Genomic DNA, 24,168 nt, shown 5'->3' with positions numbered 1-24,168 from the left:
CCCCCAAAAAGCCCCGCAGCGAAACTGCAGGGCTAGAGAAAATGTTAATGCCAATTGGCTCGACTACGCGCGGCCTTGGTAGCTTTTGTCTTCCGGACGGATCTTGATGATTTCGCCCTGCTTGATGAACATCGGAGTCTTCACTTCGACGCCTGTCTCGAGAACCACGGTCTTTTGCACGTTGCCGGAAGTATCGCCACGGACCACTTCAGGAGCTTCGATTACCTTCATCTCGATAGAACCTGGAAGCTCAACACCGAGCGCGTTTCCATCTACGAAAAAGATCTGGTACTCCTTACCTTCGATGAGGAAATCCTTCGCGTCGCCGACCACCTCCGGAGTTACCTCGATCGTCTCGTAGGTTTCCAGATCCATAAAAGCGTACATGTCGCCAGCCTTGTAAGAGTACTCGAGGTCCTTGATCTCCTTGTGCAGAACCTCGTAGGAGTCGCCGACATTGGTACGATTATGGATCGTCTTGCCAGTCTTGAGGTTCTTGAGCTGCATCTGGCAGAGAGCAGACATGTTCGGCGGAGCAACGATCTTACACTCGATCACCAAACAGGGTTGCTTTTCGTATTCGATCACGTTTCCGCGGGAGATTTTGTTTACCTTCGTAGCCATAAGGGGGAAGAATTGAAGAGGGAATCCAGCGCCAAGCGAGCTTTTTTTAGGAGCGAGAAAAGTGTACCGAGGAACGCAGTGACGACACTTGAGGAGCGAAACGACGAAAGAGGTTGAAATACTACCAGACGATTGACCAGATCGCTTTCAAATAACGACTCTCGGGACAATTCGACATCACCGGGTGGTCTGCCCCTGCCCCCGTTCGATCCAAAATTTGCAAACGACGGCCCGCTCGATGCGCCGAACGAATCGCCATCTCCTCGAACTCCTCCGCCGACAACTGCCCGGAACAAGAATAGGTCGCCATAACGCCTCCCGGCTTCACAAGCGTGCAGGCCAGCTGGTTGAGATCCTCGTACTTCTTCATACCCTCGGCTGACTGATCCTTACTGAAAATCAACTTAGGCGGATCGAGATTCACCAAGTCCCACTGGCGCCCGTTACGCTGCATCTGACGCATGAATGAAAACGCGTCGCAATGCGTCCAGTTCACCTTCGCCTGCCCATTCAGATTCGCGTTCCGCTTCGCTTGGGCAATCGCCTTTTCGTCTAGGTCGACCGCCGTCACATCGGAAGCCCCTCCAAGTTTCGCGTTCAAGGCAAAGCCCCCCGTGTAACAACAAACATCGAGTACATCCTTTCCCGCGGCATAGCCTCCAAAAAGCTTTCGATTGTCGCGTTGATCACAGAAAAAGCCCGTCTTATGCCCATCCCGAAAGTCGGCCTCGTAACGAACTCCGTGCTCCTGGAACTTCGCGAAACGAATGTCATCCGAGAGCGACTCATCAATGTGGATTCCTTCCAAATCAGCGATCTTCGGTTCCACTTCCACGATCACCTGAGACGCAGCTAGCTTCTCCTTCAAATACGGGATCCATTCCGGCAATCGTTGATAAATGCCGAAGCTATGTACCTGAATACTCAATACATCGCCCAACCGGTCCACAACCAAACCGCTCAGACCATCGCCATCAGAGTGCACGACACGATACGCTTCGGTCGCCTCCTCCAATTTGAGAACATCCTTGCGAGCGTTGATCGCTCGGTCGAGAAGAGCGAGAAAATCCGCCTCCCCAAACTCGTCCTCTCCATGCTGATAGACGCGCAGCGGCACCCGAGCCTTCCCATTGAAAAGCCCACTGCCAAAGATCTCTCCCTTTCGGTCATAGACCGTCACGATATCCCCCGCCTTGGCGTCAGCAGAAACTCGTCCCAACATCGATTTATAAATCGTCGGATGAAAGGTATACGTCTTGATCTCAACCCAAGGCGTACGCCGCCCCTCTACCGTTGCTACCTTAAGAGAACCTTCCCGCTTTCTTACGCCACCGCCACGAGGTGAACGCTTCGACTTCCAAACATCTTCCTTCTTCATCTCAAATCTAAATTCACTACTAAGTCTTCACCACTCACCTAGTCGCCCTTCGTCTCCTGCAAGAACTGCTGACGGGTAATGTCATGGAGCGTCACCACTCCCACGACGCGCCCTTCGTCCAAGCGACTCACCACCGGAAGAGCGATCCACTCGGTATTCACAAACTGCTTCGCCGCATCCCGTATCTTCGTATCCGGATACACTTTCGGAAAGGTATCCGAAATAAAGATATCCTGCACCTGCTTAAGCGGCGATTCCTGACTGACGATCCTCACCCCCTTGCGGTGAACCAGACCGATGTAGTGCATCTCCTCGTCCACAACAGGATACACTTTGAACCCTTCGTCCTTGATTTTCTCATACGCTTCACCCAGCGGCATATCGTACTGCAAAGTGTGAACCGTATTCGTCATGATCGAACTGACCGGCATCCCCTGCCACCCCTGACTCGGCCTCAAGATCGGGAACTTCCGCAAATTGATGCCATCCTGCAAAAGCAATGACTCGTAGATAGGCACCGGATGCAGCTTCGAGGCAATCGCGTACGAAGTAAGGTTCGCTACCATGATGGGCAGGATCAGGTTATAGTCGTGCGTCAGCTCGAAAATAATCAAGATAGACGTCACCGGAGCGCGAATCACTCCCGCGAACAATGCTCCCATGCCCACCAAAGCCAATACATGCGGAAGCAAACCGACCTCTCCAGTCACCTTCTCGGCAAGCACTCCCAAAGCGCCGCCTAGCATCGCTCCGATAAAAAGCGTCGGGGCGAAAATCCCCCCCGATCCACCGCTCGAATACGAAAGCACAGTCGCCGCGAACTTCCCCACAAACAGAGCGAGTAAAACGCCCAGTCCTAAACTCCCCGCCAAAGCCGACGACAAGTCCAAGTATCCAATTCCGAATACGCCCAAGTGCCCAAGCTGAGTAAAAACCAGAGCGCCGATACAGCCAGTCAGCAAACCGCCCAGTCCCGGCATCATCCAAGAGAAACGGCCACGCACCAGCTTCACACGCTCACGCGACCTCAACAAACTCTGGGTGAACCCATGCGACACAAATCCAGCCAAGACACCCAGCACCAGACTCATCCCCAAGCTCATGCCCGACACCTGCTCCGGGTGGAACGGCACATCAAACATCGCCTCCGAGCCCAACAAGGACCGCTCGATCACCGCCGCGATTACCGCTACCATCACGATCCCCGCAAACGCCTTGTGCTTCAAATCGCCCATGATCTCCTCGATCGCGAACACGATTGCCGCAAGAGGAGTGTTGAACGCCGCCGCTATGCCCCCCGCGCAACCCAGCGGAATCAGAGCCATGATCTGACGCGGAGCCAACCCGAACCAACGGCCAACCCAAGAAGCTATCGCCGCCGACAGGTGAACCGTCGGCCCCTCTCGCCCGAGACTCGCACCCGTACCGATCGAAATCGTTCCCAGCAAAAATTTGCCCACCGCAGCCCGACCGCGAATACGCCCGAACTTCAGAAAGTACGCCGCCTTGACCTGAGGGATTCCACTTCCCGCCGCCTCCGGCGCCCAAAACCGGATCAGAAAGCCCACCACGAGCCCACCGAGCGCCGGCAAAAAGATCAGAGCCAACACCCCCAGCCAACCAGGAATCTCGCTCACCCGGTGGATCCAATTGTGCTCCGCCCAATGGATCGACTTGTGAAACGCCACCGCAGCCAAGCCACTCAACACGCCAATCAATATCGCAAGAACGTTGAAGCGGCTCTTTTGGCTCAACGCCAAGCGCTCCATCAAATCGGCGAACCAACGCCGCGAAACACGATAAAAGGATCGATCACTACCGGACATGCTGACCGCAAGGGAAGCAAACCCTCCCAGCTTAACAATATAAATAGTGTTTACCGCAGTAAATCGGGTCCCTCAGGCCTTTCATACTCCAAGATCTTCTATTGCAAAAAACAAAAGCCCCCTCAAATAATCCCTTCCAATCAAAACTCCGGCGCCGCAAACGGAACCTCTCTCCCAAGCGCCAATCCAAGAAATAGTTATGAAGCACATTACACGGATCGCACTTGCCTTCTTAGGCCTAGCCCTCCTCGCCGCCTCCACCCAGGCAGCTCCCAAGCGCGAGAAGCTCGTCAACCGTATCGTTAACAGCGAATACGTGCTCGAGGAAATCATGGCGGATCCCGAAACCGCCATCCCTGCCGACATTCTGCAAGACGCCCAAGGCATCCTCATCACCCTCAACTACAGAGGCGGATTCGTGATCGGAGGCCAAGCGGGCTCAGGCGTACTCATCGCCAAGAATCCACTCACCAAAGAATGGGGCGTTCCAGCCTTCGTCAAAACAGGCGGAGCGAACCTCGGCCTGCAAGTGGGCGCCAAAGAGTACGACGCCATCTTCATCATCATGGATCTCGATACCGTGCGCAAAGCCTACACTGGCCGCATGGATTTCGGAGCAGACGCGGCAGCCGTAGCCGGTCCCCTCGAAAAGACCCGCGAAGCTCGCCCGAACATCGACTTCAAAAAGGCCAAGATCCTCGTCTACTCCAACAAGAAGGGTCTCTTCGCCGGCGTCGCGGTCAAGGCCGGCTGGGTCGCGCCAAACAACTACGCCACCAAAGCCTTCTACAACACCGAGTACAACATGCCGGAAATCGTACTCAGCGACTGGTTCGAGCTGCCACGCGAAGCGCAAGCGCTCCTGCAACGCCTCAACTACTACACCGACGGCGGACGCTAGCTGCCAGCCAAGCAATTTCCAACAAAGCCCGTTGCCACCCGCGACGGGCTTTTTCGTTTCCAACTGCTTCGGAGCAAGCGAATCACTCAGCCCGAACCAGCCTCACCATCCCCAGCACCACGCAAAGCGTCATGCCCGGCCAAATCACGAAAGCTGGACTCTTCAGCAACAGCTTCTGCCCCTCTCTCAACAGGGTGCCCAACTCCGCCCAATTCGGATCGCTCGCCAAGCCCAGATAGGTCAGAGCGCTCAGCTCCAACAAAGCGAAAGCGAAAACGAGCTTCCACAAGCTCAACAGCTGCGGCCATAGGTTCGGCCAAATCGAATACAGAAACAAATGCCGAACTGACCCGCCGATCGCCCGACTCGCCTCGACGTAAGCCGTCCCCTCCAACTCCTTCCAAAGCACGCGCAACTGACGAAACGCAAACGGCACTCCCGCCACCGCTATCGCAGTCGTCAAAGCCAAAGGGCCACGCTCCATAAACGTCACGATCAACAAGCCGATGAAGATCGCCGGCATCGCGATTCCGAACGAAACCGCGAAGCGTATCACATTTCCCAAGACACGCCCCCCATTGCGTTCCAGAAACAACAAGCACGAAGATGCCGCCAATACTGCCAGGCTCCCAAGCAGCGCGAACAAGATCGAATTGCCAGCCCCTCGCCAAATCCGGCTAAAGTAGTCCTGCCCCAGACGGTCCACCCCCAACCAATGCGCCCAGCTCGAGCCCGTGATTCGCAGCTCGAAAAAACTCTGCCCATAAGGGTCATGCGGCGTCCAAAGCAAGCCCCCCAACAAGGCGACAAAGCAGAAAGCGATCCCCCGATTCAGCCAACGCCCGGAATTCACCTCTCCTCCCCCTTTCTAGGATCGAGCCTGGACACCACCAAATCCGAGATAAACGCCACCAGAACCACCAGCAGCACCAAAAAAGTGAGAAGGTTCTGCGCCACGAAAACGTCTCGTGCCAAAATCGCGTTCACCAAATAACGCCCAATACCGGGCCATGAGAAAACCGTCTCCGTCAAAAAGGCGCCTCCCAGCAAGGACCCAAAAGTTGTCCCAATGACCGTTAACGTAGGAGCCGCCGAGATCCTCAACAAATGCCGCCAAATGATTCGCGACGTTCCATACCCTCTCGAGCGAAGCGCCACCACAAAGGCCTGCAGTTCAGGTTCACGCAAACGAGCGTACGTCACCGAAGCCACACCCGCCGCCGGATAGACCGACAAGCAAAGCGAGGACAAAACCAAGTACCGTGCCGCAGTCCCAAACTTATCCCATTCTCCCGTAAGTAACGAATCCACTAAAAACAGGCCCGTAATCCTATCCGGCTGAATCTCCGTCATGTCGAAACGCCCTCCCATCGGAAACCAGGCCAGCCACAGAGCCCCCACCACCAACAGCATGATCCCGATCCAGAATATGGGTACAACCAAACCGATAGAGCCAAGTCCATTGGCGACCCGAGCCGCCCAAGGGTGAGTCCCTAGCGAAGCAAACAAAGCAACACTCAATCCAGCAGAGACTCCCACCAGCATCGCGCACAAGCTCAGTTCGATCGTAGCGGGCATATAAAGAGAAACATCCCCCGTAGTCTCTCTCCCACTACTCAAACTCCTTCCCCAATCGCCAGAAAGGAACCGTTTCTGAGATAAGAAATACTGCTCTAGCCAAGGCCGATCCAGACCAAGCCGTTCCCGTTCCACCGCCACTCTTTCCGGATCAATCACCTTGCCAAACCGCAATTTGACCGGATCGCCTGGGATCGCGCTTATCGCCGCAAAAATCGCAAAACTCGCAAACACATAGAGAGCGAAGAAAAACGGGACCTTTCGCAGCAAAACTAAAAACACGTCGCCACTTAAAGAACTCGCAACGTCCGAAGCGAACCCTAATGCACGAACTTATACCACTTGCAAAAAGGTTTGAGCATGTGGCGGAGCTGGAAATGGGCTGGGGCAAGGCGGCTTGATTCCAAGCGTGCTAAAGCACGGTGGAATCAAACAACGCCGCCCCAGCCCATTTCCAACCCGTCCCCTAAGAGGGATGCGGCTCAAGCGAGAGGTCGCGGCGTTAGCGAGTGGCATCCGACACTTGTGTCGCAAGCCACTCGCCGCCTTGCGCTGCTCTCGCTTGAGCCAGCACCACTTGGTCAAAACTTTTTGCAAGTGGTATTACTTCGCATTCGCCTTTGAGCGTACTTCGCTCAAACGCAGATCACCGATCTTCTGCAACTGAAAGCCCTCAAACTGCGAACTGAGCACCACGATATTGTCGCCGTGGCAAAGCGGCAGCAGCGGCAGATCTCTTTTCCACAAAGCCAGAGTCTGTTCGTACAAGTCCGCGCGCTTCGCCGAATCAGTCTCCTTTCGCGCCTCCAGAAGCAGTCGATCCATCTCCTCCTCCCGATAAAAGCTGTAGTTGGTGGCAGTTCCCTTCACCGCAGCCCAACTCCCGAAAAACACGCTTAGGAAATTGTCCGTATCCCCATTGTCCCCGACCCAGCCAATCAAGCCCGTCTCAAATTCCCCGTTTCTAAGCAAATCGAGCTGCGACTTGAAATCCACTGAGACCACCTGAGCCGGAATTCCAAGAGCTTCGATCTGCCCCTTGATGAAAGTCGCCGCCGTCACAGGATCCGGCAAATACGGCCTAGGAGCATTCATCACCAAAATCTCCAAAGGCCTTTCCTCGAACAACGCCTTGTGAGGAGCAATCAACTCACGAGCCCGCTCCAAGTCGAACACCATCGCGTCCTCGATACTTGGATACCCCAAAAATCCTTTTGGCAAAGGATAGTTCGCCGGACGCCCTGCCCCTTCCAGAGCGACAGTCGCAAAGCTCTGCTTATCGATCGCCAGCGAGATAGCCTTACGAACCTCTGGGATCGCCATCCTCTCCGTCTCTAAATTGAAAGCCATGTAGCCAACATTCAGCCCGCCTTCCTCATACACGGTGATGGCCGGATCGCTCCTCAATGCAGCAACTTCGGTTGGCTGCAATCCATCCATTCCGTGGATCGCCCCCGATTTCAGTTGAAGCAAACGCGTAGTATTGTCCGGTACCACCTTTATAATCATACGCTCAAACTCGGGCGCTTCAGCCCAATAGTCCGGATTCCGCTCCAAAATAATCGCTTCGTTAGGACGCCACTCCTTCAGGCGATAAGGACCGGTTCCAATTGGGTGACGCTGCATCTCCGAACCGTAAGTATCCAAAGATTTGGGACTTATCAACCATGCCGGAAAAATGGCCAAAGAGCGAAGCATCGCCGCATTTGGCTGCTTCAATGAAATTCGCAGAACCATCGGCTCAATCGCCTCCACAGAAACGACATCCTGATACAAGTAGCTCCAATAAGCGAAAGCCGCCTCAGGCAAATGCGCTGGATGGCTTTCGTCCAATTGCCGTTGAAAGGAATAGGCCGCTGCTGCCGCATCGAGCGGAGTCCCATCATGAAAGACAATCCCGGGACGAATCTTGAAATCGTAGTGCAACCCGTCCTCAGAAATATCATACGACTCAGCGAGCCATTCCTCAATCTCAAGCGTGCCGCTCTTGAACCTCACCAAACCTTCACATATCTGAGTTAGCGTATTCACCGACTCGCCATCGTCCACATCCGCTGGATCAAGCTTTTGAGCATCGCTCCCTCGCGCAAAAATGAAAACCTTAGGGCTCTCCTTCGGTGTTTCGTTTTTCGAACCACAGCCAGAGAACAGGACAGACACCACCAACAAGCAGGAAACAAGAGCACTCTTTCGCATTACCCCTCATCCAATCGATATCGCATACAAGCGCAACTCTCTTGCCCGACTAGACGTTTAGAATTCACAAACTAAGAAGCCTCATGAAACTCCCGCTCTTCACCATCAACGCCTTTGCTGACGCCCCCTTCACCGGCAACCCCGCCGCGGTTTGCCCTCTGGAAGAGTGGCTCGAGACCGATCTCCTGCAATCGATCGCCGCACAGAACAACCTAGCGGAAACTGCCTTTTTTGTAAAACGAGGGCCAGGCCATTACCACATCCGTTGGTTCACGCCAGCAGTCGAAGTCCCCCTCTGCGGGCACGCCACACTCGCAAGCGCTTTCGTCCTTAAAAACGTCCTTGGCGAAGATGCTCAAACGCTTCATTTCGACTCTCAAAGCGGACCGCTAAGCGTCGAATCCGCAGGCGACCGCTTAACCCTGAACTTCCCCAGCCAGCTCCCCAAGGCAGCGCCCACCCCTGATTGGTTCGTCAATGTCTTTGGAGCCAATCCAATCGAATTTCATCAATCAGAGTACGCCCTGGCGATCTTCCCCAATCAGGAAATCGTCAGCCAACTCGAGCCTGACCTGCCATTGCTCGCCAAAGTGCCCAACTCAAATGTCATCGTCTCCGCCCCCGGGGATAAGCATGATTTCGTTTCACGATTCTTCGCTCCAGGCGACGGTATCGATGAGGATCCAGTGACAGGATCCGCTCACTGCATCCTGACCCCTTACTGGGCCAAACGCTTGAAAAAAACTCAACTAACAGCCCGACAAATAAGCAAACGTGGAGGCGAGCTAAACTGCGAGCTACAAGAAGACCGCGTCCTCATAAGCGGCTCAGCCCAACTCTACGCCCAAGCCACGATCTACGTCTGAGTTCACCCACTCTTCCGTTTTCCTAAAAACAAAAAGGCCGTATCCTTTGTAAGGATACGGCCTTTGTTCTAAAGTTATTACTTCCGATTAACCTGCTTCCGGAGTCGCGGTTGGCGCTTCAGGAGCGGCTTCCGCTACTGGAGCGGCTGGTACTTCTGGCTCTACGTTGTCCTCGATGTCGCCACCAAATGGAAGCGTGATGCGGAGGTCGCGGTAGTTGCGGAGACCGGTACCGGCTGGGATCAAGTGACCCATGATAACGTTCTCCTTGAAGCCGTGCAACTTGTCGATCTTGGACAAGGTCGACGCATCGGTGAGTACACGTGTGGTTTCCTGGAAGGACGCCGCAGAGATGAAGGACTCAGTCTCGATCGATGCCTTGGTGATACCGAGGAGCACTGGTTCCGCTTCCGCTGGCTTACCACCGGCTTCGATGATCTCGTTGTTCTCACGGAGGAAGGTCGTGCGCTCGATCTGCTCGCCCCAGAAGAACTCAGTGTCACCTGGATCGGTGATACGAACCTTGCGGAGCATCTGACGAATGATGAGCTCGATGTGCTTATCATTAATCGTAACACCCTGCAGACGGTAAACCTCTTGTACTTCGTTGATGAGGAACTCGTACAAGCGAGCTGGTCCGAGGATATCGAGGATTTCGTGCGGATCAGCGGAACCTTCTGTGAGGTGCTGTCCCTTGTGCACGACGTCGCCAACCTGAACGATGATCTGCTTCGCGTGTGGGATGAGGTGCTCTTCCGCTTCGCCGGACTCTTCGTCAGTAACGATGAGCTTACGCTTGTTGCGGATAGTACCACCGAGAGAAACAACACCGTCAACACGGGCCATTTCCGCAGCTTCCTTCGGACGACGAGCTTCGAAGAGCTCAGCAACACGAGGAAGACCACCGGTGATGTCCTTGGTCTTGGAAGCCTGACGTGGCGTCTTCGCGAGCAGCGCACCTTGAGCGATTTCGTCGCCTTCGGTAACTGCCACCTGAGCACCTGTCGGAATGCTGTAAACCGCGAGTACCTTACCGGAAGAATCCTTAACCTCAACAGATGGATTCAAGTCTTCCTTGTGCTCGATGACCACGATAGCGATACGACCAGAGGACTCGTCGAGTTCCTTCTTGATGGTAACACCTGGGATCATGTCGCGGAAGCCGATCGTACCTGGCTTTTCGGAAAGAACCGGGATGTTGTACGGGTCCCACTCTGCGAGGAGCTGACCTGCTTCGATTTCACCACCGTCGGCAACGCGTAGTAGCGAACCAACTACGATGTCGTAGGCTTCGAGCTCACGGTTGTTCTTGTCGAGAATCTGAACCGAACCGGTCTTATTGAGTACAACGCTCACACCTGGAGCGATCTCAACGAGACGGAGACCACGGTACTTAACGATACCGCCGTTACGAACGGAGATCTTTGGATCAGTAACAACCGAAGATGCGATACCACCGATGTGGAAGGTACGCATGGTCAGCTGTGTACCCGGCTCACCAATAGACTGTGCCGCGATGATACCAACAGAGTCACCGATCTTCGCCACGTCATTGGACGCAGGGTTGATACCGTAAGACTTCGCGTCGATGCCGTAGGAAGCAGTCGAAGTAAGTGGAGACATGACCTTGAGACGCTCGATACCGAGTTCCTCAACGCGCTTGGCAACGTGCTCAGTGATGAGCTCACCAGAACCAACGACGAGCTCGTCTGGCTGGATCGGGTTGTAAACGTCGTCACAAGAGCAACGGCCTTCGATACGCTCGCGGAGACCAACGATTTCGTCGTCACCTTCGAAGATAGCCTTCTTCCAGATACCTTCGCGAGTGCCGCAGTCTTCTTCAGTGATGATAACGTCCATCGCCACATCACAGAGCTTACGAGTGAGGTAACCCGCGTCCGCAGTCTTAAGTGCGGTATCCGCGAGACCCTTACGAGCACCGTGAGTAGAGATGAAGTACTCAAGAACGGTCAGACCTTCACGGAAAGACGAGAGGATCGGACGTTCGATAATCTCACCGGATGGCTTAGCCATCAGACCACGAGTACCACAAAGCTGACGAACCTGGTTCGGGTTACCACGAGCACCGGAGTCCATCATGACGTAAACTGGATTCACGCCTGGCTTACCACCGTTAGTCTTAAGCTGTACGAATACCGCCTGCTTGATCTCGTCGGTAGCAACTGTCCAGATATCGATGATCTTGTTGTAGCGCTCACCAGCGGTAATGATACCCTTCTGGTACTGGCCATCAACGTCAGAGATCTTACCGAAGGCGCGCTCGACGATGTCGACCTTCTCATCTGGGATGATCATGTCGTCGATACCAATTGAGATACCAGCCATGGTCGCAACGTCGAAGCCGAGCTTCTTGAGCTTGTCGAGAGATACGACAGTCGCTTCGGAACCGGCCACCTTGTAGGTGTTGTTGATGACGTCGCCGAGCTCCTTCTTACCAACCTGGAAGTTGATGAAGCCAAGAGCGTCTGGCCAGATCTGACTGTAACGGATACGACCAACAGTTGTAGTAATGGTCTTAGCGTCCGCGTTGCCGAAGGTTGTTTCGCGTCCGTAGTCCGGATTTGGAATACGTACCCAGTCGTGTGTGTGAAGCGCACCGTCGAGGTTGGCGAAGATTGCTTCAGTCTTGCTGCCGAGCAGCGGTACACGCTTGAGCTCTTCTGCAGGCTCGCGTGGCTCCAAGGTCAAGTAGTAGGAACCGAGGATAACGTCCTGAGAAGGAGTGAGGATTGGCTTACCGGACGAAGGCGAGAAGATGTTGCCTGTCGCCATCATGAGCATCTTACACTCGAGCGTCGCTTCGAGCGAGAGAGGCACGTGAACCGCCATTTGGTCACCGTCGAAGTCAGCGTTGTAAGCAGTACAAACGAGCGGGTGAACACGGATCGCTTCACCTTCGATCAACGTTGGCTCGAATGCCTGGATCGAAAGTCTGTGAAGTGTTGGCGCACGGTTTAGAAGGACTGGGTGACCCTTGGTAACTTCTTCCAAGATATCCCAAACTTCCGGAGAGCGCTTCTCGATCATGCGTCGAGCGCCGCGGACCGTGTGTACGAAGCCGAGCTCCTTGAGGCGGCGGATGATGAATGGCTCGAAAAGTACGAGAGCCATCTTCTTAGGAAGACCACACTGGTTCAGCTTCAGCTCAGGACCGATAACGATAACGGAACGACCGGAGTAGTCGACACGCTTACCGAGAAGGTTTTGACGGAAGCGACCTTGCTTACCCTTGAGCATGTCGCTGAGGGACTTAAGCGGACGGTTGCCAGCGCCTGTAACTGGACGGCCGTGACGACCATTGTCGAAGAGCGCGTCCACAGCTTCCTGCAGCATGCGCTTTTCATTGTGGATGATCACGTCCGGCGTCTTCAACTGCATCAAGTTCTTGAGGCGGTTGTTACGGTTGATTACGCGGCGGTAAAGGTCGTTAAGGTCGGAAGTCGCGAAACGGCCACCTTCGAGTGGTACGAGTGGACGAAGGTCTGGCGGGATAACCGGAAGAACTTCGAGCACCATCCACTCAGGACGAGAAGATGACTTGATGAAACCTTGAATAACCTTCAAGCGCTTCGCCAACTTCTTCTTGATCTGCTTAGACTTAGTGGAGCGCATTGCTTCCTGAAGCTCGAGAACAGTGACCTCAAGGTCTGTATTCACGAGAACATCACGGAGAGCTTCGGCACCCATCTTAGCAACGAATGAATCGTCGCCGTACTCGGCCATTGCTTCGATGTACTCTTGGTCGGTGAGAAGCTGCTTCTCTTCAAGCGGAGTACGACCTGGGTCGGTGACCATGTACGCTTCGTAGTAAATCACGCGCTCGAGACTGCGGGCAGTCATATCGAGCAAGAGACCGAGACGAGACGGCATGCTCTTGAGGAACCAGATGTGCGTAACAGGTACAGCCAACTCGATGTGGCCCATTCGCTGGCGACGTACACGAGATACAGTTACCTCAACGCCACAACGGTCACAGATGACACCCTTGTACTTGATTCGCTTATACTTACCGCAGGCACACTCGTAGTCGCGTACCGGTCCGAAGATGCGCTGACAGAAAAGTCCGCCTGGCTCCGGCTTGAAAGTACGGTAGTTGATTGTCTCTGGGTTCTTGACTTCGCCACGTGACCAGGAACGGATGATTTCTGGAGACGAGACATTAATCGTAACGCAATCGAAGTTCGATTCGCGTTCCGCGCTGAGCACTTGTTGGGCTTCTTGCGTAGACATTATATAAAATCCTCAGTCGGTTTGGTTGATTACTTGTAGTCGAGTTCGCTTTGGCGACCGAGCTTCACGTCGAGACCGAGGGATTGTATTTCCTTGATCAATACGTTGAACGACTCAGGCGTTCCGGCTTGGAGAGTTGAATCTCCCTTAACCAGAGACTCGTAGATTTTGGTACGTCCTTGGACGTCGTCGGACTTGACAGTGAGAAGTTCCTGGAGCGTGTAAGCCGCACCATAAGCTTCGAGGGCCCAGACCTCCATTTCCCCGAAACGCTGACCACCGTACTGTGCTTTACCACCGAGCGGCTGCTGCGTAACGAGCGAGTATGGACCAACCGCACGAGCGTGAATCTTGTGGGAAACAAGGTGATTCAGCTTGAGCATGTACACCCAGCCAACAACCACTTCGTTGTCCAACTTCTCACCGGTACGACCGTCGTAGAGAGCGGACTTACCTGTGGTTGGCAGACCAGCGTCGGCCAAGTGCTGACGCACGACCTTTTCCGGAATACCATCGAAGACTGGAGTCGAAACCTTCATGCCGAGCATCTTACACGCCCAACCCATGTGAGTTTCGAGTACCTGACCAACGTTCATACGAGAAGGTACACCCAGCGGGTTCAAACAGATCTGGATCGGAGTACCATCTGGAAGATAAGGCATATCTTCTTCTGGAACGATCTTAGCGACGACACCCTTATTTCCGTGGCGTCCCGCCATTTTGTCACCGACCTTGAGCTTTTCCTTGGTCGCGACGTAAACCTTAACCTGCTTGATCACGCCAGTTGCGGAATCTTCACCAGACTCGATGTTCGCAGTCTTGCGCTCACGGTCCGCTTCGAGCTCGTCGAACTTGCTCTGGTAGGAACCGATGATCTCCATAATCTTGATTCGGACTGGAGATGGGTCGATTTCAACGTGCTTGGAAACCGCAGCGAGCTTACGGAGAAGCGTCTTGGTGATCTTGCGGTTCGCAGGGATGATGATCTCACCGTTCTGGCCGTTAACGACGTCGAGCGGGATCTTTTCACCGAGAAGGATGTTGGAGAGAGCTTCAGTCAGACCTTCGCGCAGCTTATCCATCTGCGTCTTGTAGTCTTCGTTGATCTGCTTCACCTGACGGCGACGATCGGATGGGCTCAAACGCTCGCGCTCGTAGTCGAGGCGGCTAGAAACCTTCACGTCCATTACGATACCATCAACACCTGATGGTACGATGAGCGAGGTGTCCTTAACGTCGGCAGCCTTCTCACCGAAGATCGCGCGGAGGAGCTTTTCTTCCGGAGCGAGCTCAGTTTCGGACTTTGGAGTGATCTTACCAACGAGGATGTCGCCTGGCTTAACTTCCGCACCGATGCGAATAACACCGTCGTGGTTGAGGTGCTTGAGAGCTTCCTCACCAACGTTTGGAATATCGCGAGTGATTTCTTCCGGTCCGAGCTTGGTGTCACGAGCTGTAACTTCGAACTCGGAGATGTGGATGGAAGTGTAGATGTCGTCCTTGAGAACCTTCTCGGAGATCAGGATCGCATCCTCAAAGTTGTAACCGTTCCACGGCATGAACGCTACGAGGATGTTCTTACCGATCGCGAGTTCACCGTTCTGAGTACAAGGTCCGTCAGCAATGATCTGGTCCTTCTTGATTGGCTGTCCCTTGGCGACGATTGGCTTCTGGTTGAAGCAAGTACCAGCGTTGGAACGCATGAACTTACGCAGCTCGTAAACGTGGATGCCAGCCTTCACGTCTGTGTAAGGCTTGCGCTCGAAGTTTGCTGGGAGTTCACCGTCTTCAGAGATAACGATGCGCTTCGAATCAACTGAAGCTACGATACCATCTGTATCAGAAACGGATACAGTCTTGGAGTCGCGAGCAACGCGCTCTTCGATACCGGTCCCCACGAATGGAGAGTCGGCCTTGAGAAGCGGTACACCTTGGCGTTGCATGTTCGATCCCATCAAAGCACGGTTCGCATCATCGTGCTCAAGGAACGGGATAAGTCCTGCCGCAACGGATACAACCTGCTTGGTGGATACGTCCATGAAGTGAACCTGATCAGGATCAACTTCCAAGAACTCGCCAGACTGACGAACGGTTACCTTACCGGTGAAGTTGCCGCTTTCGTCCACCTCGGAGTTCGCCTGAGCGATGATCTTACCCTCTTCCATGTCGGCGTTGAGGTACTTGATCTCTTCGGTGACACGCCCGTTGTCTACTACACGGTATGGAGTTTCGATGAAACCGAACTCGTTTACGCGTGAGTAAGTAGAGAGAGAGTTGATCAGACCGATGTTCGGACCTTCCGGTGTCTCAATCGGACAAATACGACCGTAGTGCGATGGGTGAACGTCACGAACTTCGAAACCGGCACGCTCACGATTCAAACCACCTGGACCGAGTGCGGAAAGACGACGCTTGTGCGTGAGTTCCGCAAGCGGGTTAATTTGGTCCATGAACTGCGACAGCTGCGAACGAGCGAAGAAGTCGCGGATAACGGTAGTCAAAGCCTTCGGGTTGATCAGCTTCTGAGGAGTGATCGAATCAACGCTTTGATCGTAAAGTGTCATGCGCTCGCGAACGAGACGCTCCGTACGAGCGAGACCGAGGCGACATTGGTTAGCGAGAAGTTCGCCAACAGTACGAACACGACGTGAACCGAGGTGGTCGATATCGTCGAGGTACCCCTCACCTGCCTTGAGCTTGATGAGATACTTGGTCGCGAGAACAATGTCTTCGCCTTGGAGTGTACGTTGCTCGACGTCCACATCCATCTCGAGCTTCTGGTTGATCTTGTAGCGACCAACACGACCGAGGTCGTATCGCTTTGGATCGAAGAAGAGACGCTTGAGGAGAGCCTTCGCGTTAGCAGTTGTAGGTGGCTCACCAGGACGGAGGCGCTTGTAGATTTCCTTGAGGGCTTCTTCCTCGTTTTGGGAAGTGTCCTTCTTCATAGCGCGAACGATCGCGCCATCATCTACTGTAGTATCGATAACCTTGAGGGTTGGGATACCGTGGCCTTCGAACTCACGAACGATCGCCTTTGTGAGCGGCTCGAACGCACGGGCGATAACAACACCCTTTTCCGCGTCGATCGCGTCTTCAACCAATACATACTGGGAGACGTTTTCCTTCGCGAGGGCTTCAGAAGTGGAGAGCTCGTCGATTGTGTAGAAAAGCTTGAGGATATCTACGTCGGAGCTGTAGCCCACAGCACGGAGAAGCGTAGTGATGAGGAACTTACGACGACGGCGACGGCGGTCGAGGTAGACGTAGAGGAGGTCGTTGTTGTCGAACTGGACTTCGAGCCAAGTACCGCGGTCAGGAATGATGCGGAAGGCGTGCAGCGGCTTGCCGTTGGTATGCGGAGTGACCTCGTACGCGATACCAGGAGAACGGTGTAGCTGAGAAACGACTACGCGCTCAGCGCCATTGATGATGAAAGAACCACGAGCGGAGACCATTGGGATTTCACCCATGTAGATCTCTTCGTCCTTAATGTTGTCTTCTTCACGAAGACGGAGCTTCACGTAAAGAGGAACGGAGTAAGTAATACCTTCGCGGATACACTCGATCTCGGTAGCCTTAGGGTCACCGACGGTGTAGGATACAAACTCAAGCACGAGACGGCCATCATAGCTCTCGATGGGGAAAACTTCCCGAAATACGGCTTCGAGCCCGTCGTTTTTACGCTCGGATATCGGGGTATCCTTCTGCAGGAAGTCGAGATAGGAATTGATCTGAATCTCGATCAGATTTGGCGGCGTGATAACGTCCTTAAGTTTTCCGAAATTGATGCGGTCGGCCATGTGAATCTGTGCTAGATGTGGGCGAAAATGTGGTGAGTCGGCTTGGTAAAAACGAGGTGTATAAAACTAATTTATTCCCCGGCTAATAAACGCAGGAAAGACAGGCGCGATTATTCGCGCCTGCCTCATGAAAAAAGCTGTGTAAAGCAGCGTGCAACAAAGGTTACTTAACTTCGACCTTAGCGCCAGCAGCTTCGAGCTTGGACTTAACTTCTTCAGCTTCCTCCTTGGATACACCTTCCTTAACAGGCTTTGGTGCACCTTCAACGAGGTCCTTAGCTTCCTTGAGTCCGAGACCGGTGATTCCACGTACTTCCTTGATCACGTTGATCTTCTTGTCGCCAGCAGCGGCGAGGATTACGTCGAACTCAGTCTTTTCTTCAGCAGGAGCGCCAGCGTCGCCACCAGCACCAGGTGCTGCAGCAACAGCTACAGGAGCAGCTGCGGATACGCCCCACTTTTCTTCGAGGTCCTTAACGAGACCTGCGATTTCGAGCACGGACTGACCGCTGAGCCATTCGATTACGTCTTCTTTAGTGATGTCTGCCATCTTCGTAGTGATCGGCTAGTTCGGGAAGCTTCCCTCGTTTAAGATGCAAACGCATCCTAGCCTGTATCTTTTTTGTTATGGTTACTTTTAGAGACGAAGGCATCCAAGCCCTCGAAAGTTTTGAAATGAATAAAAGGCTTATTCGCCGCCTTCGGCGTCGACCTTGGCCTGGAGTACGTTGAGCACGTTTTGCGGTACCGCGTTGATAACGAATACCAAGCTTTGTGCTGGCTTCGAGAGGAGGCCGAGGAGCTGAGCACGGAGAGCATCCAAACCTGGGAGCTTGGAGAGAGCTACAACTTCATCCTTCTCAAGACGCTGGGAGGCGAGGATGCCAACCTTAACGTCCATCTTTTCCTTCTTGTCGAAGAACTTGGTCAGAACCTTAGCAACGCCTGATGGGTTGTTACCACCGATTACGATAGCGTTCTGTCCAGTGAGGTGTTCGTCGATTTCAGGGTAACCACGGTCACGCGCGGCGACCTTGAGGATGTTGTTCTTAACAACGTGGAACTCTGCTTCTTCCTTGGTCAGCTCAGCGCGAAGCTCAGCGATGTCGATTACGGTCGAACGCTCGTAATCAGCGAGGAAGAGGTAGTCGGACTTGTCGAGGTGCGTGTTTACCTCGTCTACGAGAAATTTCTTTTCAGGTCTCATGGTATGTAAACCTCCTTAGTTTAGTACTTAGCGTACTCCGTGCTCGCGAGCTTGATACCCGGAGTTTGAGTTGCGGAGATGGATGCGCTCTTGATGTAGCGGCCCTTGAATACGGAAGGACGAGCCTTGCCGATCGCTTCCATGATAGCGGTGAGGTTTTCTACAACCTGCTCGCCAGTGAAGGAGCGCTTGCCAACGCCAACTCCGAGAGAAGCGTTCTTGTCGACCTTGTACTCAACACGACCCGCCATAACTTCAGTAATCGCCTTCGCGATGTCTGGAGAAACGGTACCAGCCTTCGGGTTTGGCATGAGGCCCTTTGGACCGAGAACGCGAGCGATCTTACGAACGTCCTTCATCGCGTCTGGAGTCGCAACCGCTACGTCGAAGTCGAACCAACCGCCTTGAACCTTGGCGATCATGTCCTCGAGACCAGCTTCTGTCGCACCCGCAGCCTTCGCAGCTTCAGGATCGTTTGTGAACGCGAGAACGCGAACAGTCTTACCACTACCGTGTGGCAGCATAACAGTTCCACGAACCATTTCGTCACCCTTACGAGGATCAACTCCAAGCTTGAGGGAGATTTCGATTGTTTCGTCGAAGTTCGCCTTTGGCAACTTGCCAAGGACCTCTACCGCTTCCGCGATAGTATATTCTTTGCTAAGATCGGCAGCTTCAGCAGCAGCACGAAACTTTTTGGATAGTTTTACCATTTAGCACTCCTTGCGGTACAGACGCCTCCCGGCTCCCGCGTTGAGGTTAGTTTGTTAGCTATTATATTAGCCTTCTACTTCGATACCCATGGAGCGAGCTGTACCCTCGATGATACGAGAAGCCGCTTCTGGGTCCGTAGCGTTGAGATCGGCCTTTTTCATTTCGACGATCTCGAGAATCTGAGCCTTAGTTACCTTACCAACCTTGTCGCGGTTAGGTACGCCTGAACCCTTAGCCAAGCCAGCTGCCTTCTTGAGAAGAACAGATGCCGGTGGGGACTTCAGTACGAAGGTGAAAGACTTGTCTTGGTAGACAGTGATTACGACTGGAAGGATGAGACCCGCCTTGTCCTGTGTCTTCGCGTTGTACTCCTTACAGAAGGCCATGATGTTGACGCCAGCTGCACCGAGAGCTGGACCAACAGGAGGCGCTGGATTTGCGCCGCCGGCAGGGAGTTGTAGGCGAATGGTTCCTGTAACTTTCTTTGCCATTTGTTTAGCTTGTTAAGCGTTCGACTTGCCAATACTCCAGCTCGACTGGAGTGAATCGTCCAAAGATAGATACCGACACCTTGAGCTTGCCCTTTTCCGGGTCGATCTCGTCGATGCGGCCATTGAGATTGAGGAATGGGCCATCCGTAATTTTGACCTCTTCTCCGATCTCGAACTGTACCTTTGGTGTTTCCTTGCCCGTGGCGGCTTCCACTTGGCTGAGGATCGTGTCGATCTCAGCTTTTTTGAGAGGCGTTGGACGGTCTCCGCCTACGAAATTGATTACGCCCGCAGTCTCGCGAACGAAGTACCAAGGCTTGTTGAGAAGCTTTCCATTCTCGTCGTAGAGACGCATATGAATGAAAGCGTAGCCTGGATAAAATTTACGCACGATCTGAGACTTCTTGCCGTTCTTAACTTCAGTAACGGTCTCAGTCGGCACGAGGACTTCGAAAACGAACTCCTCCATCTCCTCTTCCTTAATGAACTTGTCCAGATAGCGCTTAACCTTACCCTCTTGATTGGAGAGAGTTTGGATAACGTACCATGCGGCGCCTGTCTTTGCGCTGGTTTCAGACATTCGAATACGGGAAGAAGTTGGGTTTAGCGCATCCAGCTCGTGAACAGATTCACGACGTTCGCTATAGAAAAGTCCGCCACAGCCACGAAGAGACCCATGATTGCAATCGCGATGAGCACAACAAAGGTCGACTCGCGAAGCTCAGACAAGGAAGGCCAAGTCGCCTTCTTGAGCTCCGTGATCGTTTCACTGGTAAAGATGCGAATACTGCGGAACGGATTTTTCATTTTATAAAAAGAATGGCAGGGCAGGAGGGACTCGAACCCCCAACCCTCGGTTTTGGAGACCGATGCTCTACCAATTGAGCCACTACCCTATGCCAAAAAAGAGAAATACAATCGCCGGAACCCGAGGGACGGGCTCCGGCAAAGGATAAAAAGTTAAGTCAGAACTTACTCGACGATCGCAGTGATACGACCAGCACCGATCGTGCGGCCACCTTCACGGATCGCGAAACGCTGACCAGCTTCCATCGCGATTGGCTTAGTGAGGGAAACTTCGATAGAAACGTTGTCACCTGGCATAACCATTTCAACACCTTCTGGAAGTTCACATACACCAGTCACGTCAGTTGTACGGAAGTAGAACTGTGGACGGTAGCCATTGAAGAATGGAGTGTGACGTCCGCCTTCGTCCTTAGAGAGAACGTAGATTTCAGCCTTACCCTTCTTATGAGGAGTGATAGAACCTGGCTTCGCGAGAACTTGACCACGCTCGATAGCGTCCTTGTCGATACCGCGGAGAAGGATACCTACATTGTCACCAGCTTGACCTTGGTCGAGCATCTTGCGGAACATCTCAACACCAGTAACTGTAGACTTCTGAGTGTCCTTGAGACCAACGATTTCAATTTCTTCACCAACCTTGATCACACCACGCTCGATACGACCAGTAGCAACTGTACCACGACCAGTGATGGAGAACACGTCTTCTACAGACATGAGGAAAGGCTTGTCGATTTCGCGCTCTGGCTCAGCGATATCTGTGTCGATCGCGTCCATAAGCTCCTGGATGCACTGCTTGCCGAAGTCAGTACCTTCGAGAGCTTGAAGAGCAGAACCACGAACAACTGTTGCGTCGTCACCTGGGAACTCGTACTTGTCGAGAAGTTCGCGAACTTCCATTTCAACGAGCTCGAGAAGCTCTTCGTCGTCGATGAGGTCGCACTTGTTGAGGAATACAACGATTGTTGGAACACCTACCTGACGAGCGAGGAGGATGTGCTCGCGAGTCTGTGGCATAGGGCCATCAGAAGCAGAACATACGAGGATCGCGCCGTCCATCTGAGCAGCACCAGTGATCATGTTCTTAACGAAGTCCGCGTGACCTGGGCAGTCAACGTGAGCGTAGTGACGCTTGTCAGACTCGTACTCAACGTGAGCAACAGAGATTGTTACAACCTTAGTTTCGTCACGAACGGTACCACCCTTGGCGATGTCAGAGTAAGACTTGAGCTCTGCCAATCCCTTGCCCGCCTGTACGGCCAAGATAGAAGTTGTCAGCGTAGTCTTACCGTGGTCAACGTGTCCGATGGTGCCAACGTTTACGTGTGGTTTCGTTCTTTCGAAGGTTCCTTTAGCCATTTTTGATTCTGAGTTAGGTGTGTATTAAAGTGGTTTCTGGAAATTTTCGACCCATCGACGAAACCGATCGACCTCGAAATGGAGCCCTCGAGCGGACTTGAACCGCCGACCTCATCCTTACCAAGGATGCGCTCTACCGGCTGAGCTACAAGGGCCTTTCGAGAAGTGGATCTGGAAAAAAAGAAGTGAGAACATGCGCAGGCCATTTTTGGCCGTCAACTACAATATCAACAAATTTTCGGGGCATCTCACGGCACGATTTCCAGCAAGTAAATCCCATCATCCAAGGCCCCCAAACGAGCGAAATTCGCGTAGGCTATCCGACCGATATCGCGATCAGCCTCGTCGAAGCCTGAGCTAGCCAAAACCGCCAATCCCCCCACATGAAAACTATCCTCAACCGTCGCCATAAAAGTCGACGGTCCCCGCTCGGGCCAAGCCTCCTCCAAAGCCATCACCGCTTCATTATATATATAGGTGCGCGAAAGCTCGGATCCGGACAGCGGGTCGACCAATACGATCGACATCCCTTGCTCGTCCTCGAAGCCTACGCTCGACTCTCGTCTGCCCAACTCCCGAAACGGAGGAAACACAAACTCCACCTGAGCCGACGATAATCGGTCGTATTCAGCCGGCACATTCCCAAAATCGTCCACATAATTCCCGTCCTTCAACTCGAACATCTGCGGAAACGGAGGGAAAATCTCAGCCTCCTCCTGCCACGTCCCAAGCAAGTTCGCCACATTGGAAGCGTTCCACTCCGTCGGCAGCAACAACGGCCGCGGGTCAAATAGCGTCATCTGCTGTCCCAAAGCGATCGATCGCTCCGCAGTCTTCGCGTCAAAATACTGGATCTCAGTAAACTGCCTAGCCTGGCGCTTCAAAGCCTGGTCGCTACTACGAGTCAACGCCACCCCCCAATACAAAGAGATGTGTACCAGCACCGCCACAACCAGCGCCCAGGTCCAACGCATGGTTCGACCAAACCTGCGTTTCCCGCTCTTCATCAGTTCGCAAACGCCCCCTCGCCAGGCCGTCGATCATCCGTAGCAAGCTGCACCTTCAAATACCCCGCATCGATCGCCAGCTGACTAAGCGAACTCAAAGTCTTCATCGAGACCGCAATATCCGCCTTCACCAAAAGCGTAGCGCCCTCGGGAGCCCCGCCTCGCTTGACCAGCAACTTCTCCAACGAGTCGAGATTCAAAACGCTGTCCTGAAAGAAGATCATCTCCTCCCCCTTCACCTCAGTCACGGTCACGATCTCGTAGATCGGAGCGATCGCCACCTGCGAAGACTCCACCTTCGGCAAAGCCAGAGTCAGTCCAGGCGCCATCACGAACTTCGAGCTGAAAAGCACAAAGAACATCCCGATCACGCAAAGATCGAGAAACGGCCAAAAGCTCAGCCTAGCCCTCTTCGGTAGTTCCGCTTCCAGCTTCAACATCGCTCAAATCGCTCGCAAACGCGTCCGTCATCTCTGAGTCCGGACCATTTTTGACCCGTGTAAAAATTACGACCAACTCTTGAGCCAGCCATTCCATCTCCAGCACCACCGTACGAATACGCCCCACCAAAAAATGATGAGCCATGATCGCGACCGCCGCCAAAGCCAACCCCGTGGCCGTGCTGATCAAAGCCTGCCAACCTCCCGCCGCCAAGTGGCCGGCATGCACATACACGCCCTGCTGCTCGTACTGCATAAAACTATCTATCATCCCGATCACCGTTCCGAGCAGCCCAAAGATCGGGGCGACCTGGGCCACCGCATAAAGCACCCCCACCCGACGCTTCACAGGAGCAAGCTCGACCACCGCCGCCTCGCGAACCACCTCTCGAATCTCCGCATTGCTCTCGCGAAAACTCATCAAGCCCGCCTTCACCATCGAAGCCGCCGGACCCGGCGTGTCCTGACAAATCGTCAACGCCTCGATCAAGCGCCCCTTGCTCAGCGAATTCTCGATTCCAGAAAGAAACTCCTTCGAACGAATCTGGTTGCGGTGCAAAAACAGCAAACGCTCCACAAACACCACCAAAGCCACCAAACTCAAGGCGAACAGCGGCCACATAACCAGACCGCCTTGGCGGAAGGTATCAAACAACTCTATCTGCAGCGATTCCATCTAAATACAGGTACCTAAAAAACGAGCCAAGCCCCAAGGCTTAGCAA

20 protein-coding genes and 2 tRNA genes are annotated in these 24,168 nt (G+C 53.6%); 2 read left to right on the top strand and 20 right to left on the bottom strand.

Features of this window, described 5'->3' with window-relative positions:
- Nucleotides 1-63: 63 nt before the first annotated feature.
- From efp to JIN87_RS07685, 3 genes are all read right to left on the bottom strand, one after another.
- A complete protein-coding gene (gene efp, locus JIN87_RS07695; RefSeq protein WP_200354961.1) occupies nucleotides 64-624 on the bottom strand; it encodes an elongation factor P in 561 nt (186 codons plus the stop codon).
- 121 nt (nucleotides 625-745) lie between these two features.
- Nucleotides 746-2,002 carry a class I SAM-dependent rRNA methyltransferase gene (locus tag JIN87_RS07690; RefSeq protein ID WP_200354960.1) on the bottom strand — a complete coding sequence of 419 codons (1,257 nt, stop codon included), beginning with the start codon at nucleotides 2,000-2,002 and terminating at the stop codon, nucleotides 746-748.
- A 38-nt stretch (nucleotides 2,003-2,040) separates the two neighbouring features.
- Entirely contained in the window at nucleotides 2,041-3,828 is a 1,788-nt protein-coding gene (locus tag JIN87_RS07685) for a chloride channel protein (RefSeq protein ID WP_200354959.1), read from the bottom strand.
- A 199-nt stretch (nucleotides 3,829-4,027) separates the two neighbouring features.
- Here JIN87_RS07685 and JIN87_RS07680 point away from each other — a divergent pair, with 199 nt between their 5' ends.
- Complete coding sequence (locus JIN87_RS07680) at nucleotides 4,028-4,729, top strand: lipid-binding SYLF domain-containing protein (protein WP_200354958.1); 702 nt, start codon at nucleotides 4,028-4,030, stop codon at nucleotides 4,727-4,729.
- Nucleotides 4,730-4,811: 82 nt separating this feature from the next.
- On the opposite strand, the gene JIN87_RS28135 is transcribed toward JIN87_RS07680, so the two are convergent.
- The 3 genes from JIN87_RS28135 to JIN87_RS07665 all read right to left on the bottom strand — a co-directional run bounded on the left by JIN87_RS28135 (nucleotide 4,812) and on the right by JIN87_RS07665 (nucleotide 8,503).
- Nucleotides 4,812-5,582 carry an ABC transporter permease gene (locus JIN87_RS28135; protein WP_200354957.1) on the bottom strand — a complete coding sequence of 257 codons (771 nt, stop codon included), beginning with the start codon at nucleotides 5,580-5,582 and terminating at the stop codon, nucleotides 4,812-4,814.
- The gene (locus tag JIN87_RS07670; RefSeq protein WP_200354956.1) at nucleotides 5,579-6,577 is read right to left on the bottom strand and encodes an ABC transporter permease; all 999 of its coding nucleotides are present in this window, start codon (nucleotides 6,575-6,577) and stop codon (nucleotides 5,579-5,581) included. Before JIN87_RS07670 ends, JIN87_RS28135 begins: the two co-directional genes overlap by 4 nt.
- A 333-nt stretch (nucleotides 6,578-6,910) precedes the next feature.
- A complete protein-coding gene (locus JIN87_RS07665; RefSeq protein WP_200354955.1) occupies nucleotides 6,911-8,503 on the bottom strand; it encodes an ABC transporter substrate-binding protein in 1,593 nt (530 codons plus the stop codon).
- 83 nt (nucleotides 8,504-8,586) lie between these two features.
- Between JIN87_RS07665 and JIN87_RS07660 the strand changes: the two genes are divergently transcribed.
- Complete coding sequence (locus tag JIN87_RS07660; protein WP_200354954.1) at nucleotides 8,587-9,369, top strand: PhzF family phenazine biosynthesis protein; 783 nt, start codon at nucleotides 8,587-8,589, stop codon at nucleotides 9,367-9,369.
- A gap of 87 nt (nucleotides 9,370-9,456) precedes the next feature.
- On the opposite strand, the gene rpoC is transcribed toward JIN87_RS07660, so the two are convergent.
- From rpoC to JIN87_RS07590, 14 genes are all read right to left on the bottom strand, one after another.
- Nucleotides 9,457-13,620 carry a DNA-directed RNA polymerase subunit beta' gene (gene rpoC, locus JIN87_RS07655; RefSeq protein ID WP_200354953.1) on the bottom strand — a complete coding sequence of 1,388 codons (4,164 nt, stop codon included), beginning with the start codon at nucleotides 13,618-13,620 and terminating at the stop codon, nucleotides 9,457-9,459.
- A 29-nt stretch (nucleotides 13,621-13,649) separates the two neighbouring features.
- Nucleotides 13,650-17,423 (bottom strand): DNA-directed RNA polymerase subunit beta, encoded by a 3,774-nt coding sequence (gene rpoB / locus JIN87_RS07650; protein ID WP_200354952.1) that lies wholly within the window; start codon nucleotides 17,421-17,423, stop codon nucleotides 13,650-13,652.
- A gap of 163 nt (nucleotides 17,424-17,586) precedes the next feature.
- Nucleotides 17,587-17,973: a 50S ribosomal protein L7/L12 gene (gene rplL, locus JIN87_RS07645; RefSeq protein WP_200354951.1), complete on the bottom strand. Its 387-nt coding sequence runs from the start codon at nucleotides 17,971-17,973 to the stop codon at nucleotides 17,587-17,589.
- A 138-nt stretch (nucleotides 17,974-18,111) separates the two neighbouring features.
- Nucleotides 18,112-18,630: a 50S ribosomal protein L10 gene (rplJ, locus tag JIN87_RS07640; RefSeq protein WP_200354950.1), complete on the bottom strand. Its 519-nt coding sequence runs from the start codon at nucleotides 18,628-18,630 to the stop codon at nucleotides 18,112-18,114.
- 20 nt (nucleotides 18,631-18,650) lie between these two features.
- On the bottom strand, nucleotides 18,651-19,343 hold the full coding sequence (gene rplA, locus JIN87_RS07635) for a 50S ribosomal protein L1 (RefSeq protein ID WP_200354949.1): 693 nt from the start codon (nucleotides 19,341-19,343) through the stop codon (nucleotides 18,651-18,653).
- Nucleotides 19,344-19,409: 66 nt separating this feature from the next.
- Nucleotides 19,410-19,835: a 50S ribosomal protein L11 gene (gene rplK / locus JIN87_RS07630; RefSeq protein WP_200354948.1), complete on the bottom strand. Its 426-nt coding sequence runs from the start codon at nucleotides 19,833-19,835 to the stop codon at nucleotides 19,410-19,412.
- 4 nt (nucleotides 19,836-19,839) lie between these two features.
- Nucleotides 19,840-20,415: a transcription termination/antitermination protein NusG gene (gene nusG, locus JIN87_RS07625; RefSeq protein ID WP_200354947.1), complete on the bottom strand. Its 576-nt coding sequence runs from the start codon at nucleotides 20,413-20,415 to the stop codon at nucleotides 19,840-19,842.
- Nucleotides 20,416-20,438: 23 nt separating this feature from the next.
- On the bottom strand, nucleotides 20,439-20,642 hold the full coding sequence (gene secE / locus JIN87_RS07620; RefSeq protein WP_200354946.1) for a preprotein translocase subunit SecE: 204 nt from the start codon (nucleotides 20,640-20,642) through the stop codon (nucleotides 20,439-20,441).
- 13 nt (nucleotides 20,643-20,655) lie between these two features.
- Nucleotides 20,656-20,731 (bottom strand) — tRNA-Trp (locus JIN87_RS07615).
- Nucleotides 20,732-20,807: 76 nt separating this feature from the next.
- Nucleotides 20,808-21,998, bottom strand: coding sequence for an elongation factor Tu (gene tuf / locus JIN87_RS07610; RefSeq protein ID WP_200354945.1), 1,191 nt, complete (start codon nucleotides 21,996-21,998; stop codon nucleotides 20,808-20,810).
- 79 nt (nucleotides 21,999-22,077) lie between these two features.
- Nucleotides 22,078-22,153: transfer RNA gene (locus tag JIN87_RS07605), tRNA-Thr, on the bottom strand.
- Nucleotides 22,154-22,246: 93 nt separating this feature from the next.
- Complete coding sequence (locus JIN87_RS07600; protein ID WP_234033286.1) at nucleotides 22,247-22,972, bottom strand: hypothetical protein; 726 nt, start codon at nucleotides 22,970-22,972, stop codon at nucleotides 22,247-22,249.
- 32 nt (nucleotides 22,973-23,004) lie between these two features.
- On the bottom strand, nucleotides 23,005-23,445 hold the full coding sequence (locus JIN87_RS07595; protein ID WP_200354943.1) for an ExbD/TolR family protein: 441 nt from the start codon (nucleotides 23,443-23,445) through the stop codon (nucleotides 23,005-23,007).
- The gene (locus JIN87_RS07590; protein WP_200354942.1) at nucleotides 23,408-24,121 is read right to left on the bottom strand and encodes a MotA/TolQ/ExbB proton channel family protein; all 714 of its coding nucleotides are present in this window, start codon (nucleotides 24,119-24,121) and stop codon (nucleotides 23,408-23,410) included. Before JIN87_RS07590 ends, JIN87_RS07595 begins: the two co-directional genes overlap by 38 nt.
- Nucleotides 24,122-24,168 lie beyond the last annotated feature (47 nt).

This window comes from Pelagicoccus mobilis (genome assembly GCF_016595505.1).
Classification (GTDB): Bacteria; Verrucomicrobiota; Verrucomicrobiia; order Opitutales; family Opitutaceae; genus Pelagicoccus; species Pelagicoccus mobilis.
The sequence above is the reverse complement of the archived record's forward strand: the minus strand, read 5'-3'. Positions and strand labels throughout refer to the sequence as shown.